Source organism: Photobacterium satsumensis, from assembly GCF_050336935.1.
In the GTDB taxonomy this organism is placed as follows: Bacteria; Pseudomonadota; Gammaproteobacteria; order Enterobacterales; family Vibrionaceae; genus Photobacterium; species Photobacterium satsumensis.
On the sequence record NZ_JAKJSK010000022.1, the window covers coordinates 1 to 15,037 of the forward strand.

A 15,037-nucleotide genomic window follows, 5' to 3' on the forward strand; every position below is an offset into this window, starting at 1 on the left:
TGTTAGGCCTGCCGCCAGCGTTCAATCTGAGCCATGATCAAACTCTTCAATTAAAGTTTTGGCTCAATGAAATACTGTTAAACCATTACCGAAGTAATGATTGAATTGACTGTGCCAAATAATAAGTAAACTTAATATTTGTATTGGTCACTCAGTTTCATTGATAATTCTTTTGTTGACTATCATTTCACGAGTGCCCACACAGATTGCATGGTCAAATTGTTAAAGAACAATACTGATTGGTTAGCGGCTTAAGTTGCCGTGCTCCGTGTCAGTGAGGTGGCATTATAGAGAGTTCGATCACATTGGCAAGGCTAATTTCAAAATAAATTCATCTTTCGAACCCAACTGCGCAGTAATCAAACAAAGGCGACGTTTTTAGATATTATTTACACCACATCAAGGCTAATCTGGCGGTATAAACTTAATTTTTTAAGGTTCTGTTTTATGGTTACACCTATTCGTCCCTATAAAAGTACTTATCCCATCATCGCTCCCAGCGCCTATGTCGATCCGTCAGCCGTCCTTGTCGGTGATATTACGCTAGGAGAAGATGCCAGCATCTGGCCTTTGGTTGCCGCCCGAGGGGATGTTAATCACATAAAGATAGGGGCAAGGACCAATATTCAGGATGGCACGGTCCTGCATGTCACACGCACTAGTGATGAGAACCCGCAAGGTTACCCTTTGCTCATCGGCGATGAGGTGACAATTGGCCATAAGGCCATGCTACACGGATGCCAAATCGGCCATCGTGTTTTAGTCGGTATGGGCGCGATTATTCTGGATGGCGCTATTATCGAGGATGATGTGATTATTGGCGCCGGTAGTTTGATACCTCCGGGCAAGGTGCTCAAAAGTGGCTTTCTCTATATAGGCAGTCCGGTGAAGCAAGCGCGCCCTTTAACCGATAAAGAACGCGCCTTCCTTCCTGGCTCGGCAGACAACTACGTCAGGCTGAAAAACGAATACCTAGCAGAAGAATAGAGTTAGGCGATGTCGATACCGCCATCGGCATTAAACTCTTCATTTTCAATCAAGGTTTCTGCGATGTCTTCCAAATCAAAACGGCATTGAACAAACGCCGTAAGAACAGCGGCCTCATCAGCCAGTGTTTGGCCGCACTCTTTCTCTAGCCAAGTTAGGCTCACCCAGCAATGTATCAGTGCGCCACCTTGTTGTGCGGGGAAGTTTACCGCTTGGCGCTCACTGTCCCACATTTGGATATCAGCAAATAAAATATCTTGGTTCATAATGCTCTTTATTGTTGAAGTGTTCGGCGCAGTTCATTCTGCACCTGTTTCGCCCCAGGCCGAATACCACGCCATAACATAAAACTCTCTGCCGCTTGGCCGACTAGCATCCCCAAGCCATCCAACGTTACCCGAGCGCCGTGCTCTCTGGCCCAGACATTGAAAGTCGTCGGCTCTGCACCGTAAACCATGTCGTAGCATGTCACTTCTGGACGGATCAAACAGGCGGGGATCCCAGGCAACTCACCACTGAGGCTTGCCGAGGTAGAATTAATGATAACGTCAAACTGTTCCCCCTCAAGCTCGGACAAAGCCATTGCTTGTACCTTGCCATGGGATGAAAACAATTCAACCAAGGCGTCTGCCTTGGCTACTGTCCGGTTGGCAATAGTCAACGATGCGACACGCTGTGCCAACAGAGGCAATACCACCCCACGAGCCGCGCCCCCCGCACCGATAAGCAAAACCCTTTGCCCCTCAAGTAAAGTACTGTGCTGAATCAGATCCTGAACCAGGCCTTCACCGTCGGTATTGTCACCAAGAATAACGCCGTCATCGAGTTTCTTCAGGGTATTAACAGCACCCGCCAGACGAGCCCGTTCAGTCAACTGGTTGGCATAGGCAAATGCGTCTTCTTTAAAGGGCATCGTGATATTGCAACCACGGCCACCAGCAGTAAAAAATGTATCTGCCGCTTCTTTAAAGCCGTCAACCGGCGCCAGTTGCGCTTCATAGCGCATGTCCTGCCCAGTCTGACGAGCAAAGAGAGTGTGAATAAAAGGGGATTTACTCTGGGCAATCGGGTTGCCAAAAACAACATACTTATCCATCTGCCGGGGTTCCGTGTTTTCAAACCAATAAAAAGGGCCAGTATTTCTACTGACCCTATCACTGCAGATTCAAGGACTCAAACCCTTTCAGCCACCTTACCAGTTTCGGGGCTTGAGGTAGTTGTCATAAAGATCAGCTTCCTGGGTTCCCGCCTCAGGGGTGTAGCTGTATTCCCAGCGGGCGAGGGGAGGCATGGACATCAGGATTGATTCGGTACGGCCACCACTTTGCAAGCCAAACAAGGTACCACGGTCGTATACCAGGTTGAATTCAACATAGCGGCCGCGGCGGTAGAGTTGGAACTGACGCTCACGCTCGCCATAAGGGATAGGGAAGCGCTTCTCGACAATCGGCAAATACGCATCTAAATAACCATTACCCACAGCCTGCATGTAAGCAAAGCTCTTTTCAAAGCCCCAAGCATTGAGATCATCGAAGAACAGGCCACCCACTCCGCGGGTCTCATTGCGGTGCGGCAAGAAGAAGTATTTATCACACCATGCCTTGTGCTCATCATAGACTGACTCGCCGAAAGGCTGACACAGCGCTTTGGCGGTATCATGCCAATGCTGGCAATCTTCTTCAAACGGGTAGAACGGCGTCAAATCAAAGCCCCCACCAAACCACCAGGCCGGCTCTTCACCTTCCTTCTCAGCAATGAAGAACCGTACATTGGCATGAGAGGTCGGCACATACGGGTTACGCGGGTGGATCACCAGTGATACACCCATCGCTTCAAAGCTACGTCCAGCAAGTTCAGGCCGGTGCGCCGTCGCAGATGCTGGCATCTTTGTACCGAACACATGAGAGAAATTTACACCGGCCTGCTCAAAGATACGGCCTTCGCGTAATACCCGGCTGCGGCCCCCACCGCCTAGCTCACGCTGCCACTCATCTTGCTCGAAACCCGCTTGCCCGTCCTGCTCGGCAACGGCGTTACAGATCCTATCTTGCAGATCCAGTAAAAAGGCTTTGACGGCTTCTTTATTTACTTGTTGCATGATTTCAATCCTATCCTTGGCGGAAAATATTGCCGGTAATGGCATCACGGATTTCAGAAGGGTTGTTTCGCCCTCCGGTTTCACCCTGCAAAATCGCTGATAATTGATTACCAAGCTGGGCTTCAACATCGGCAACCGTACGTCCGGGCTCTTGGCCTGTCAGGTTGGCACTGGTTGAGGTCAGAGGCTTACCAAAGGCAAGGCAGAGCTGTTGCACCTGAGGATGATCGGTTACTCGCACCGCAATCGTGTCGAACTGCCCGGTCAAGTAACGCGGGACACCTGACTTCGTTGGCATAACCCAGGTTACCGGTCCCGGCCAGGAGGCAAAAATTCGGGCTTTCTGCTCTTCGCTCAAGGCACTGTCATCGATATAGGGAGCCAGCTGTTCGTAATTAGCTGCAATAAGGATCAGGCCTTTTTCAATCGGGCGCTGCTTGAGCGCCAACAGCTTGTTGACGGCTGTTTCACTATCAGGATCGCAGCCCACACCAAAGACAGCTTCGGTTGGGTAAGCAATAACATCCTGCTGCCGGAGGGCAGCAACCACTTGGCTAAGGTTCTCCACAGGTACCTCTTTGAAATGACTGACGTCAGTTGTAACGTTCTGTTTACCTATCTTACCGACTCCTTACTAACAACTCCATGCTCGTTAATCATTGTTGCAATTTACCCGACGCAAACGTTTTCCTTCGCAAAAAATACTCGTATAATGCGCGGCACATGCATTAATACCTCACCGTTTAGTTACCCCAAAGGAGATCGGGATGAAAGTTGGGATCATCATGGGCTCAAAGTCAGATTGGCCGACCATGCAGCATACAGCTGAAATGCTGGACCGCTTCAACATTGCTTATGAAACCAAGGTCGTTTCAGCTCACCGTACTCCGCACCTCTTGGCTGAGTACGCAGAGCAAGCGCAACAACGCGGTATCAAAGTGATCATTGCTGGTGCCGGTGGCGCAGCCCACTTACCAGGTATGACAGCCGCCTTTACCAGCCTACCTGTCCTTGGGGTACCGGTTCAGTCCCGCGCCCTGAAAGGGATGGACTCACTGCTGTCGATTGTCCAGATGCCAAAAGGCGTCGCTGTCGGCACCTTGGCTATCGGTGATGCTGGTGCTGCCAATGCCGGCCTACTGGCAGCGCAAATCATCGGCACCCAAGACAACACGGTCATGGCCGCTATCGATGCATTCCGCAAAGAGCAGACCGATAGCATTCTGGCCAACCCGAACCCGGCCGAGGAAGCATAATGAAAGTACTGGTACTGGGTGCCGGGCAGCTCGCCCGAATGATGTCACTTGCTGGCGCACCACTGAACATCGAAGTCTTTGCTTATGATGTCGGTACTGGCAATGTCGTGCATCCGTTGACCCAGCAGGTCATGCTGAAAGGACTCAACACGGCTATCACGTATTCCGATGTGATCACCGCAGAATTCGAACATATCCCCCACGAAGTGTTGGATATCTGCCAGCAGAGCGGTAAGTTTCTGCCGACCACTGACGCTATCAAGGCTGGCGGTGACCGCCGCCTTGAAAAAGCATTGCTCGATAGTGCCGGGGTGGCGAACGCCACATACCACCAGATCAACAGCCGTGAGGATTTAGATACCGCGATGGACACCGTTGGTCTGCCGATGGTATTGAAAAGTGCCTTGGGTGGCTATGATGGCAAAGGACAGTGGCGCCTGAAACAGCGTGAAGATGCCGATAAAATCTGGCCTGAGATGGCGGAATGCATGGCCCAGACCGACAACCAAGCGATCGTTGCCGAAGAATTCGTCCCGTTTGATCGTGAAGTTTCCTTGGTCGGTGCCCGCGGTAAAAACGGGGAGATCTCGGTATATCCACTGGCAGAAAACACCCACACTGAGGGAGTGCTGAGCCTGTCAGTTGCCCTGACCGGTAACGAAGCCCTGCAAAGCCAAGCCGAAGCGATGTTCCGCTCACTGGCTGACTCAATGGATTATGTCGGTGTATTGGCGATTGAGTTCTTTGATGTCGGCGGCAAACTGCTGGTCAACGAAATCGCACCACGGGTACACAATTCTGGTCACTGGACCCAACAAGGTGCCGAGACCTGCCAGTTCGAAAACCATTTACGTGCCGTGACCGGTTTACCATTGGGTAGCACTGCACTGCTGCGTCCGACAGCAATGATCAACATCCTTGGTGAAAACCGCTTGCCAAGCGCTTTGCTAAGCCATCCCCAGTGCCATATTCACTGGTATGGTAAAGAAAAACGCCCAGGCCGCAAGATGGGGCATATCAATGTCTGTGCTGATACCCAAGAGAAACTGGCTGAGTCACTAAGTACGATCGCCGCCCACCTCGACCCGACAGCGTTCCCAGCCTTAACCCGCTAGTTAAGCAAGCGCCTGATACAACAAAGCCAGCATGATGCTGGCTTTGTTTTAAAGTTCGCGGCTTACCCTAACCGTGCTTACTCCTGGTATGCATGGCAACGTCGGTCGGCACATTGCAGCTTGGTGCCGCTGGCCAGTTTCTTCTCTATCAACAGACCAAAGCCACATGTCTGGCACTGGCCTTCCACCGGTTTGGCATTAACCGCAAAGCGACAGCCCGGATACTGATCACAGGCATAAAACGCCTTGCCGTAGCGTGACTTTCTCTCGATAAGACTTCCCTTCTGGCACTGCGGGCAGGGCACTTGAGTCGACTCGGCTTTTTTCTCTGGCGATTCAATATGGTGGCATTGTGGATAACCACTACAGCCAATGAACATACCGTAACGACCTTGGCGCAACACCAACTCCTCGCCACAGTCAGGGCAAGGCTGACCCAAATGCTTGACGATATGACCGTCATTGTGGGCTAAGGACTTGATATATTCGCACGCCGGGTAATTGGTACAGCCCAGAAAAGGACCGCGCTTACCATGACGCATGGCCAACGGCGAACCGCATTCAGGGCATAATTTATCATGTTCTAGCGCGTGCTCATGGGCACTAAACAGCTGGGGGTTAATTTTTCCAGACATACGACTCAATCATCTTCAGTAACAACCCACCTACACGGTTTTAGTGTATGTAGCCATCTTCCATGCCGTACAGCAGCTCTTCCATCTGGCTGTAGGCGCTTTCATTGCCCGGTGCATTGAATAGAACCATCAAAATGATCCATTTCAGATCATCAAGGTTAAAGTCTGAGGTTTCCAACTCCATTATCCGGTCAATGACCATTTCACGGGTATCGGCGCCCAGCACATGAATTTGCTCTAGGTAGGTTAAAAACCCCCGACAAGTGATATCCAGCCGTGACATTTCTTGCGCCGTATAGATACGCATAGCGGTCACTGAACTGGTGTTCATATATGGGGTTTCTTCGGTTTCTTGCAGGGCCGCTAGCTTTTCAAGCCACTCTAGCGCCTTGTAAATATCTTCCTGGTGGAAACCAGCACGAAGCAACTCTTCAGAAAGTTCATCCTGATCAACCATGAGCTCCGCATCGCTGTGGATATAGGTTTCAAACAGGTACATTAGGATATCCATCATAACTAGCCCCTCCTCGTTCTGACATAGCCACCTGGTACAGCAGCGACCATTCCCTGCAATTCCAATTCAAGTAACTGCATCATGACTTCATGAACGGGTAGCCCGCTGCGTTCAGCAACTACATCTACGGGTGTTGCCTCATTGCCTACGTTAGCCAACAGCGCTGGAAATGGCAATTTTTCATTTTCAGGTTGTGGGACACAATGAACTGACTGGCTACTTTTTGCGCACTCTGTCAGTACTCCGACATCCTCAAAGATATCGACCGGCGATTCTACTAATTTAGCACCGCTTTTTATCAGCGCATGGCACCCTCTACTCATTGGACTATGGATCGAACCGGGCACCGCAAAAACATCGCGTCCTTGCTCCAATGCATAACGGGCGGTGATCAAAGATCCGCTTTTTTCCTCCGCCTCAACCACTAATACGCCGACTGACAACCCACTGATCACCCGGTTACGCCGAGGAAAGTGCTGAGGGCGCGGTGATTCATCGGGCCAGAACTCCGATACCAGTGCGCCTTGTTCGGCAATCGTACCGGCCAGCTCTCGGTGTTTAGCGGGATAAATACGGTCAAGCCCAGAGCCTAATACCGCCACCGTGGCACCACCATTTTTCAGCGCACCGTAATGGGCTCGCCCATCAATACCCAACGCCAAGCCACTGGTCACGACGTAGTCCGCCGCCACCATGGCAGCGGCAAACTCTCCGGCCGCCTCCAAACCATCAATACTGGCCGCCCGGCTGCCGACAATTGCCAGCTGTGGTTCGTGCAGCCAACGCATCTCACCGCGGACAAACAGTAAAGGAGGGGGAGACGGGATTTCTTTGAGCAAAGCCGGATAAAGCGGGGAGTCGAGGGGGATGATCTGCTGGTTGGGCTGCTGGTGCCAAGCGAGACAGCGGTCGATACGCTGCTGTGGCGGGAATGCCAAGTGCTGACATTGACGCTTGTTCAGTCCGAGTAAAGTCCGCTCCCGCTCGGACATCGCACATAGCTCAGCAGGCGAGGTATGCTCCAACAGGCGGCCAATACGAACACCGCCAAGCTGTGGCGTGGAGGCCAAGGCAAGCCAATCGCTAAGCGATGACATTGTACCGCTTAACCTCTCAGGGGTGACACGACGCGCGACCCCACCCTGAAAGGCTCGGTTGCCCGAGTCACCACGGCGAGGCTGAAATACTCATAAGGACGGATCACTATCACCTCACCAATCAAGATATCTTGCAAACGCCCTGATTCCGAAGAAGGAAAAAGCGAAGACGATAACAGTGGACTATCCGGGTCACTGTACTCATAACGGCCTTTGTCACCGGTATAACCCGCGCCAGGCCGAATGACGCTAAGCACATGCCCAGCTTCGAGGCCATCAAGGTGGCCCTGGTTGAGCACAACGACCTCATGGGTCGCGATATATGCCATTCCCCCCATGCTGGCGACGACCTCGGCTTCGCTTGACGCCGGGGAAGGAGAGGGAGAGAAGCTCATTGCCCCTTCATGTCTAGGCAACGGGGTAGGAAGCAGTACATCATTGGGCTTAACTTCCCGGTAGGCATCGGTCAACACGACGGCACTGGTTGTGTTGGTGGCACGCACCACTTCGCCACGGGCGACTTCTTTCAGGCTCGATATTATTGTTTTTTCCCCTGATGGCAACGTGCGTTCCAGGGGGGATGAAGGCCGGTAAACTCCCCAGCGGTCACCGATAACCAATGGCATATCGACCCAGACCGTCTCCCCTCTGGCAATATAGCCCTGCGCCAGGCTGTCACCAATCACATGGGGCAGATTATCCCGCTCCTGCTCCACCAGTAGCTTATCCTCAGCTAAATAAGGCAAGAGCAATTCAGCAGGCAAAGTGGTCACCGGTTTGGGTGTCACTTTTATCTTGGGCGACAAATAGCGCAGCGGTTTACGTAGCAAACGGGGCTGGCCGTCAACAAAATGCAAGTGAAGCTGGTCACCGGGGTAAATCCAGTGGGGATCAGCCACCGTATTACGGTTGCTCTGCCATAGCTCTGGCCAGCGCCAGGGACTGGCCAGATAGTACGCCGAAATATCCCAGAGGGTATCTCCCTTCTTAACGGTATAAACAGCTGGCGCTTCTGCTTTAACGCTAAGCGCAGGAGGTTGAGCGTACACGGCAACGCCCATACTGGCGACGGCCAGCCACATCCCCCACCAAGACACCTTTTTCCACTGCTTCATCATCCCCCCACACGGCTGCTAGGCTTAAATTGTCAGGCTGTCACTGACCTTGCGCAGTGTCCAGAACACTGTGTCAGTTCGCCCACAGTTTTCGGCAGGCTTCACTTTTTCCGGCAGCGCGGTTGCAATTTACCAAGCGGTAGCCGACAGCTGACAGATAAGGCCCATGCAACGGGGTACTATTATTTGCCTTTTAAAATGACTAGAATTAGAACAATTAAACGATCCCTGTTATCAGTACTGTCTTTTAAAAAGAGTATCTATGTCTTTATTGCAAGTATTAACATTCCCTGACGAGCGCCTGCGCACCGTTGCCAAACCTGTCGAAGCCGTGACTCCAGAGATCCAGAAATTTGTCGATGACATGCTGGAAACCATGTACGACGAAGAAGGGATCGGCCTGGCAGCCACTCAGGTGGACTTCCACCAGCGCATCGTGGTGATCGACCTGTCGGAAGAGCGCAATGAGCCAATGGTACTGATCAACCCGGAAATCATCGAAAAGCGCGGTGAAGACGGCATCGAAGAAGGTTGCCTGTCTGTTCCCGGTGCCCGTGCCCTTGTGCCACGTGCAGCGGAAGTCACGGTAAAAGCCCTGAACCGTGACGGCGAAGAGTTCACATTTGACGCCGACGACTTATTGGCTATCTGTGTCCAGCATGAGCTTGACCACCTAGAAGGTAAGCTGTTTGTCGATTACCTGTCGCCACTAAAGCGTAAGCGCATTCAAGACAAGCTAGCGAAGATCAAGCGCTACAACGAAAAACACGCGGATAACGCCTAATTCGCCCACCTGATTTTAAGGACGCTACCTTGAGCAAACCTTTGAAAATTGTTTTTGCAGGTACTCCGGATTTCGCCGCCCGTCACTTGGCGGCGTTATTGTCTTCGGAGCACGATGTCATTGCGGTTTACACCCAGCCTGACCGCCCTGCAGGACGCGGTAAAAAGCTGACTGCCAGCCCGGTGAAGCACATCGCCCTTGAGCACGATATCCCGGTCTACCAGCCGGAGAACTTCAAGTCAGACGAAGCCAAGCAAGAATTGGCAGCACTCGATGCCGACATCATGGTGGTAGTGGCTTATGGTCTGTTGTTGCCACAAGCGGTGCTGGATACCCCGAAACTGGGTTGTATCAATGTCCACGGCTCTATCCTGCCACGCTGGCGTGGTGCAGCCCCGATCCAACGTTCGATCTGGGCGGGTGATGCCGAAACCGGCGTAACCATCATGCAGATGGATATTGGCCTAGATACCGGTGACATGCTAAAAATTGCCACCTTGCCGATCGAGCCGATCGATACCAGCGCTTCGATGTACGAGAAGCTGGCCGAAATGGGCCCAGTTGCGTTGGTTGATTGCCTGGCCGATATTGCCGACGGCAAAGCCGTGGCGGAAAAACAAGATGATGCGCTAGCCAACTACGCCAAGAAGCTGAGCAAAGAGGAAGCCTGCATCAACTGGACGGATGATGCCGCCCACATCGAACGCTGCATTCGAGCCTTCAACCCATGGCCGATGAGCTACTTCACCGTCGCCGAGCAGAATGTGAAGGTTTGGCAAGGCAGTGTCGAAGCCGATAACCAAGGCAAGGCACCGGGCACGGTTCTCGCTGCGGACAAGCAGGGGATTTTGGTGGCGACCGGACAAGGGGCACTGCGCCTGACCGAGCTCCAGCCGCCGGGCAAAAAAGCGATGAAGGCACAAGACCTGCTGAACTCGCGCCGCGAATGGTTCGAACCCGGCACGGTACTGTAACCTTCCAAGGGCCAGTGCTTGCACTGGCCTTACTTTTTTCAACCTGCCTCCACCGCAATAAGCGACGGACGTTAGGTCAATACATCAGGAAATCTGCATGAATGTAAGAGCTGCAGCAGCCAAGGTTATCTATCAAGTGGTTGATCAGGGCCAGTCTCTTTCTACCGCACTGCCGGCTGCCCAACAAGATATCAAAGAGCGCGACCATGCGCTGCTCCAAGAGATCTGCTATGGCGTACTGCGCTGGCTTCCACGCCTTGAATCGGTAACCCAACAACTGATGGACAAACCGCTCAAGGGCAAACAGCGCGTCTTCCACCACCTTATTCTTGTCGGGCTATACCAGCTGGGTTACATGCGCATTCCGGCCCATGCGGCGGTTGCCGAAACGGTCAATGCCACCAAGAACCTGAAAAAACCCCAGCTTCGCGGCCTGATCAATGCCATTTTGCGGAACTACCAGCGCCAGCAAGAAAGCCTAGACCAACAAGCCATCAGCCATGATGCCGGCCGTTACGGCCACCCGGGTTGGTTGCTTAAGCTTCTCAAGGCAAGTTACCCTGAGCAGATCGACAGCATCACCACGGCCAACAACACCAAGGCACCGATGTGGCTGCGGGTCAACCGCCAGCACCATAGCCGCGATGCCTACCGCGCATTGCTTGACGAAGCCGGTATCGAGACTGATATCCACAGCGAAGCGCCGGATGCCCTTAAGCTCCACGCGCCGTGCGATGTGAGCAAATTGCCGGGCTTTGCCGATGGGTGGGTATCGGTGCAAGATGCAGCCGCCCAGCTGTCGGTTGAATACCTCCAACCACAAGCGGGTGAACTGATCCTTGATTGCTGCGCAGCACCTGGCGGTAAGACCGCCCATATCATGGAGCGCCAACCGGATACCCAAGTGGTGGCTATCGATTGTGATGACAACCGTCTAAAGCGAGTCCATGACAACCTTCAACGCCTGAACCTTACCGCTCAGGTATTGTGTGCCGATGCCCGCTACCCGGATAAATGGTGGCAGGGCGAGCAGTTCGACCGTATCTTGCTGGATGCCCCGTGTTCGGCCACCGGTGTGATCCGCCGCCACCCGGATATCAAGTGGCTGCGCCGTGCCGATGACATTGCCGCTCTGGCCCAGCTCCAGTCGGAAATCGTCGATGCGATGTGGCAGCAGCTCAAGCCGGGCGGTACCTTGGTATACGCCACCTGCTCGATCACCCCGCAGGAAAACAGCGAACAGGTCAAAGCGTTCCTTGACCGCACCGCTGATGCTGAGCTGATCGGCAGCGACCGCCAGCAACCCGGCCGCCAGATATTACCTGGCGAACAGGATATGGACGGCTTCTACTACGCCGTTATGCGCAAAGCGAGCTAAATAACCGACAACGGAACTTGACCTTCAAGTTCCGTTTTTTTGTTAACATTTCGGGACGTTATGCCGATAATTCAGCGGTCAGTCTTTCTATCGCTGAAAACTAAGTTATTCTAAATGAGCAGAGTTCTGCATGACCCTTATCCCGAAGCGTAGTAACCTACAACGATTCTATTAATCAGGCATATGCTATGAAAATTATCATTCTCGGCGCCGGACAGGTCGGTGGTACCCTAGCCGAAAACTTGGTTGGCGAGAACAACGATATTACTATCGTCGATAAGGACCCTGAGCGCCTGCGCGAGCTGCAAGACAAATATGATCTGCGTGTCGTACAGGGCTTTGCCAGCCATCCCCGCACCCTGCGCGAAGCCGGGGCACAGGATGCCGACATGCTGGTTTCGGTAACCAACTCCGATGAAACCAATATGATCGCCTGCCAGATCGCCTTTACCTTGTTCAACACCCCGAACCGGGTGGCCCGTATCCGCTCGCCGGAATACCTCAAGGAAAAAGACCAACTGTTCCAGTCTGATGCCGTACCGGTCGATCATCTGATCGCTCCGGAAGAGCTGGTGACCGGCTATATCGAACGCCTGATCGAATACCCGGGAGCCTTGCAGGTAGTCGGGTTTGCCGAGGACAAAGTTGGCCTGGTTGCCGTCAAGGCCTATTACGGTGGTCCACTGGTCGGCAACGCCCTGTCAGCACTGCGTGAGCATATGCCGCACGTCGACACCCGGGTTGCAGCCATTTTCCGCCAAGGCCGGCCAATCCGCCCACGCGGCACGACGATTATCGAAGCCGATGACGAAGTCTTCTTTGTCGCCGCCAGCAATCACATCCGCTCCGTGATGAGTGAACTCCAGCGCCTCGAGAAGCCATACAAACGCCTGATGATTGTCGGCGGGGGTAACATCGGTGCCGGTCTGGCTCGTCGTTTGGAACAGAGCTACAGTGTCAAACTGATCGAACGTAACCCCGAACGGGCCGAAAACCTGTCCGAGATGCTGGAAAATACCATTGTCTTCTGTGGCGATGCGTCCGATCAGGAATTACTGAGCGAAGAGCACATAGAACAAATCGACGTATTCATTGCCGTCACCAACGATGATGAAGCCAACATTATGTCAGCTATGCTGGCCAAGCGGATGGGTGCCAAGAAAGTCATGGTGCTGATCCAACGCGGGGCCTATGTCGACCTCGTTCAGGGCGGCACCATTGATATTGCGATTTCGCCACAGCAAGCGACTATTTCAGCCTTGCTGACCCATGTCCGCAAAGCCGATATCGTTAACGTTTCCTCGCTACGCCGCGGGGCTGCCGAAGCTATCGAGGCGATTGCCCACGGTGACTCGAGCACCTCCAAGGTGGTTGGCAAGGCCGTTGGTGAGATCAAACTCCCGCCGGGTACCACCATCGGTGCAGTTGTCCGCGGTGAGGAAGTGCTTATTGCCCATGACCGCACAGTGATCGAACAAAATGATCACGTGGTGATGTTCCTGGTCGATAAGAAATATATCCCAGACGTCGAACGCCTGTTCCAACCTAGTCCGTTCTTCCTGTAGTAGCCAACATGGTCAACTTTCGTCCCATTATGTTCGTGATCGGGCTGGTCTTATCCAAGATCGCCCTGTTCATGTATGTCCCGACTCTGGTGGCCTTCGCCACCGGAACCGAAGGATTTATCGACTTCGCCACCGCGGTAATAATCACCCATGTGGTGGCTTTCCTGTGCCTGACATTCGGCCGGACCAGCGAGTTCAAGCTCGGGGTGCGGGATATGTTCCTGATCACCACGCTGGTCTGGACCATTGCCAGTGCCTTTGCGGCCTTGCCGTTTGTCTTTATTAACCACATCAGCTTCACCGATGCCTACTTCGAGACCATGTCGGGGATCACCACCACCGGCTCGACCGTGCTCAGCGGACTGGATGATATGGCGCCGAGTATCTTGCTCTGGCGTTCCACCTTGCAGTGGCTCGGCGGGATCGGCTTTATCGTCATGGGGGTCGCTATCTTGCCGATGCTCAATGTCGGTGGTATGCGCCTGTTCCAGACTGAATCCTCCGACTGGTCCGATAAAAGCTCACCACGGACCAAGAGCGTGGCCAAGAATATCGTCAATGTCTACCTCAGCCTGACCGGCCTGTGCTTCCTCGGTTACCTGCTGACGGGGATGAATACCTTCGATGCGATTAACCATGCGTTTACTACCTTGTCGACCGGAGGCTATTCGACCTCGGACGGATCGATGAATCACTTCTCGAACAGTGCCCACTGGGTAGCGATTGTGTTTATGTTTGCCGGTGGTTTACCGTTCCTGCTGTTTGTCCAGGCGCTGCGCAAACGGGAAGCCCGCAGCTTATTAAGCGATGCCCAGGTAAGAGGGTTCACCCTCTTGGTTTTCGCCGCTGGTCTTGCCGTGGCGCTGTGGCTGACCTGGCAATTAGATTACCGCTTCATTGATGCGTTCAGGGTCTCGCTGTTCAACATCATTTCGGTGGTCACGACCACCGGCTTCGGTTTGGATGACTTTACCGCCTGGGGGCCGTTCCCAACGATCGTGTTTGCCTTCATTATGTTGGTGGGTGGGTGCTCGGGGTCAACGTCAGGGGGGATCAAAATCTTCCGCTTCCAGGTCGCTTTTGCCCTGCTGCGCAAACAGATGATGCAGCTGATCCACCCGTCAGGGGTATTCATCCAGCGTTACAACGGCCGCCCGGTTACCGACGGTATCGTTCGTTCCGTGGTGGCCTTTGCCCTGACCTTTGTCCTGACCATCGTCGTGGTTGCCGCCGTTCTCGGTATGCAGGGGCTCGATGCGATTACCAGTATCACCGGCGCCGTCACAGCAGTGGCCAATGTTGGCCCAGGCATGGGCAGTGTGATCGGTCCGACCGGCAACTTTGCGACCTTGCCCGACTTGGCCAAGTGGACATTGAGCTTGGGTATGCTGATGGGAAGACTGGAAATCCTGACCGTGCTGGTGGTGTTCTTCCCGGCGTTCTGGCGCGACTAGCGGCAGCGACGAAACAGCCAGAAACAAAAAAGAGAGCCGCTTGGCTCTCTTTTTACATGCGAGAT

Annotated in this window: 16 protein-coding genes; 8 read left to right on the forward strand and 8 right to left on the reverse strand. The window is 53.4% G+C overall.

What is annotated here, in order from left to right; translation table 11 throughout:
* The first annotated feature begins 447 nt into the window (after positions 1-447).
* Positions 448-987: a gamma carbonic anhydrase family protein gene (locus L4D79_RS28240; protein ID WP_428656859.1), complete on the forward strand. Its 540-nt coding sequence runs from the start codon at positions 448-450 to the stop codon at positions 985-987.
* A 2-nt stretch (positions 988-989) separates the two neighbouring features.
* On the opposite strand, the gene L4D79_RS28245 is transcribed toward L4D79_RS28240, so the two are convergent.
* From L4D79_RS28245 to tsaC, 4 genes are all read right to left on the reverse strand, one after another.
* On the reverse strand, positions 990-1,253 hold the full coding sequence (locus tag L4D79_RS28245) for a DUF1488 family protein (protein ID WP_428656862.1): 264 nt from the start codon (positions 1,251-1,253) through the stop codon (positions 990-992).
* 8 nt (positions 1,254-1,261) lie between these two features.
* Entirely contained in the window at positions 1,262-2,083 is an 822-nt protein-coding gene (gene aroE / locus L4D79_RS28250) for a shikimate dehydrogenase (RefSeq protein WP_428656865.1), read from the reverse strand.
* Between the two features lie 96 nt (positions 2,084-2,179).
* Positions 2,180-3,085: an oxygen-dependent coproporphyrinogen oxidase gene (hemF, locus tag L4D79_RS28255; RefSeq protein ID WP_428656868.1), complete on the reverse strand. Its 906-nt coding sequence runs from the start codon at positions 3,083-3,085 to the stop codon at positions 2,180-2,182.
* Between the two features lie 10 nt (positions 3,086-3,095).
* Positions 3,096-3,653, reverse strand: coding sequence for an L-threonylcarbamoyladenylate synthase type 1 TsaC (tsaC, locus tag L4D79_RS28260; RefSeq protein ID WP_428656871.1), 558 nt, complete (start codon positions 3,651-3,653; stop codon positions 3,096-3,098).
* A gap of 199 nt (positions 3,654-3,852) precedes the next feature.
* On the opposite strand from tsaC, the gene purE reads away from it, so the two are divergent.
* Both purE and L4D79_RS28270 read left to right on the forward strand, forming a co-directional pair.
* A complete protein-coding gene (gene purE / locus L4D79_RS28265) occupies positions 3,853-4,341 on the forward strand; it encodes a 5-(carboxyamino)imidazole ribonucleotide mutase (RefSeq protein ID WP_428656874.1) in 489 nt (162 codons plus the stop codon).
* On the forward strand, positions 4,341-5,456 hold the full coding sequence (locus L4D79_RS28270) for a 5-(carboxyamino)imidazole ribonucleotide synthase (RefSeq protein ID WP_428656876.1): 1,116 nt from the start codon (positions 4,341-4,343) through the stop codon (positions 5,454-5,456). Before purE ends, L4D79_RS28270 begins: the two co-directional genes overlap by 1 nt.
* 77 nt (positions 5,457-5,533) lie before the next feature.
* Here the strand turns inward: L4D79_RS28270 and L4D79_RS28275 are convergent, their stop codons facing one another.
* The 4 genes from L4D79_RS28275 to L4D79_RS28290 are packed head-to-tail and all read right to left on the reverse strand — an operon-like array spanning position 5,534 to position 8,817.
* Positions 5,534-6,091: a DNA topoisomerase family protein gene (locus L4D79_RS28275; RefSeq protein ID WP_428656879.1), complete on the reverse strand. Its 558-nt coding sequence runs from the start codon at positions 6,089-6,091 to the stop codon at positions 5,534-5,536.
* 40 nt (positions 6,092-6,131) lie between these two features.
* Positions 6,132-6,605, reverse strand: coding sequence for a DUF494 family protein (locus L4D79_RS28280; protein ID WP_428656882.1), 474 nt, complete (start codon positions 6,603-6,605; stop codon positions 6,132-6,134).
* Positions 6,606-6,607: 2 nt separating this feature from the next.
* Positions 6,608-7,702 (reverse strand): DNA-processing protein DprA, encoded by a 1,095-nt coding sequence (gene dprA, locus L4D79_RS28285; RefSeq protein ID WP_428656885.1) that lies wholly within the window; start codon positions 7,700-7,702, stop codon positions 6,608-6,610.
* A gap of 8 nt (positions 7,703-7,710) precedes the next feature.
* On the reverse strand, positions 7,711-8,817 hold the full coding sequence (locus tag L4D79_RS28290; RefSeq protein ID WP_428656887.1) for a LysM peptidoglycan-binding domain-containing protein: 1,107 nt from the start codon (positions 8,815-8,817) through the stop codon (positions 7,711-7,713).
* Positions 8,818-9,079: 262 nt separating this feature from the next.
* Between L4D79_RS28290 and def the strand changes: the two genes are divergently transcribed.
* The 5 genes from def (at position 9,080) to L4D79_RS28315 (ending at position 14,972) form a co-directional block, all read left to right on the forward strand.
* Positions 9,080-9,601: a peptide deformylase gene (def, locus tag L4D79_RS28295; protein ID WP_428656890.1), complete on the forward strand. Its 522-nt coding sequence runs from the start codon at positions 9,080-9,082 to the stop codon at positions 9,599-9,601.
* A gap of 29 nt (positions 9,602-9,630) precedes the next feature.
* Positions 9,631-10,575 carry a methionyl-tRNA formyltransferase gene (fmt, locus tag L4D79_RS28300; protein ID WP_428656892.1) on the forward strand — a complete coding sequence of 315 codons (945 nt, stop codon included), beginning with the start codon at positions 9,631-9,633 and terminating at the stop codon, positions 10,573-10,575.
* A 97-nt stretch (positions 10,576-10,672) separates the two neighbouring features.
* Positions 10,673-11,953 (forward strand): 16S rRNA (cytosine(967)-C(5))-methyltransferase RsmB, encoded by a 1,281-nt coding sequence (gene rsmB, locus L4D79_RS28305; RefSeq protein ID WP_428656895.1) that lies wholly within the window; start codon positions 10,673-10,675, stop codon positions 11,951-11,953.
* A 188-nt stretch (positions 11,954-12,141) separates the two neighbouring features.
* Positions 12,142-13,518: a Trk system potassium transporter TrkA gene (gene trkA / locus L4D79_RS28310; RefSeq protein ID WP_428656897.1), complete on the forward strand. Its 1,377-nt coding sequence runs from the start codon at positions 12,142-12,144 to the stop codon at positions 13,516-13,518.
* An 8-nt stretch (positions 13,519-13,526) separates the two neighbouring features.
* Positions 13,527-14,972: a TrkH family potassium uptake protein gene (locus L4D79_RS28315; RefSeq protein ID WP_428656900.1), complete on the forward strand. Its 1,446-nt coding sequence runs from the start codon at positions 13,527-13,529 to the stop codon at positions 14,970-14,972.
* Positions 14,973-15,037 lie beyond the last annotated feature (65 nt).

What these genes read in the sequence shown, in the direction of transcription:
- L4D79_RS28240 (WP_428656859.1), top strand. Translation starts at nt 448, where the DNA reads ATGGTTACACCTATTCGTCCCTATAAAAGTACTTATCCCATCATCGCT.
- L4D79_RS28245 (WP_428656862.1), bottom strand. Translation starts at nt 1,253, where the DNA reads ATGAACCAAGATATTTTATTTGCTGATATCCAAATGTGGGACAGTGAG.
- aroE (WP_428656865.1), bottom strand. Translation starts at nt 2,083, where the DNA reads ATGGATAAGTATGTTGTTTTTGGCAACCCGATTGCCCAGAGTAAATCC.
- hemF (WP_428656868.1), bottom strand. Translation starts at nt 3,085, where the DNA reads ATGCAACAAGTAAATAAAGAAGCCGTCAAAGCCTTTTTACTGGATCTG.
- purE (WP_428656874.1), top strand. Translation starts at nt 3,853, where the DNA reads ATGAAAGTTGGGATCATCATGGGCTCAAAGTCAGATTGGCCGACCATG.
- L4D79_RS28270 (WP_428656876.1), top strand. Translation starts at nt 4,341, where the DNA reads ATGAAAGTACTGGTACTGGGTGCCGGGCAGCTCGCCCGAATGATGTCA.
- L4D79_RS28275 (WP_428656879.1), bottom strand. Translation starts at nt 6,091, where the DNA reads ATGTCTGGAAAAATTAACCCCCAGCTGTTTAGTGCCCATGAGCACGCG.
- L4D79_RS28280 (WP_428656882.1), bottom strand. Translation starts at nt 6,605, where the DNA reads ATGATGGATATCCTAATGTACCTGTTTGAAACCTATATCCACAGCGAT.
- dprA (WP_428656885.1), bottom strand. Translation starts at nt 7,702, where the DNA reads ATGTCATCGCTTAGCGATTGGCTTGCCTTGGCCTCCACGCCACAGCTT.
- L4D79_RS28290 (WP_428656887.1), bottom strand. Translation starts at nt 8,817, where the DNA reads ATGAAGCAGTGGAAAAAGGTGTCTTGGTGGGGGATGTGGCTGGCCGTC.
- def (WP_428656890.1), top strand. Translation starts at nt 9,080, where the DNA reads ATGTCTTTATTGCAAGTATTAACATTCCCTGACGAGCGCCTGCGCACC.
- rsmB (WP_428656895.1), top strand. Translation starts at nt 10,673, where the DNA reads ATGAATGTAAGAGCTGCAGCAGCCAAGGTTATCTATCAAGTGGTTGAT.
- trkA (WP_428656897.1), top strand. Translation starts at nt 12,142, where the DNA reads ATGAAAATTATCATTCTCGGCGCCGGACAGGTCGGTGGTACCCTAGCC.
- L4D79_RS28315 (WP_428656900.1), top strand. Translation starts at nt 13,527, where the DNA reads ATGGTCAACTTTCGTCCCATTATGTTCGTGATCGGGCTGGTCTTATCC.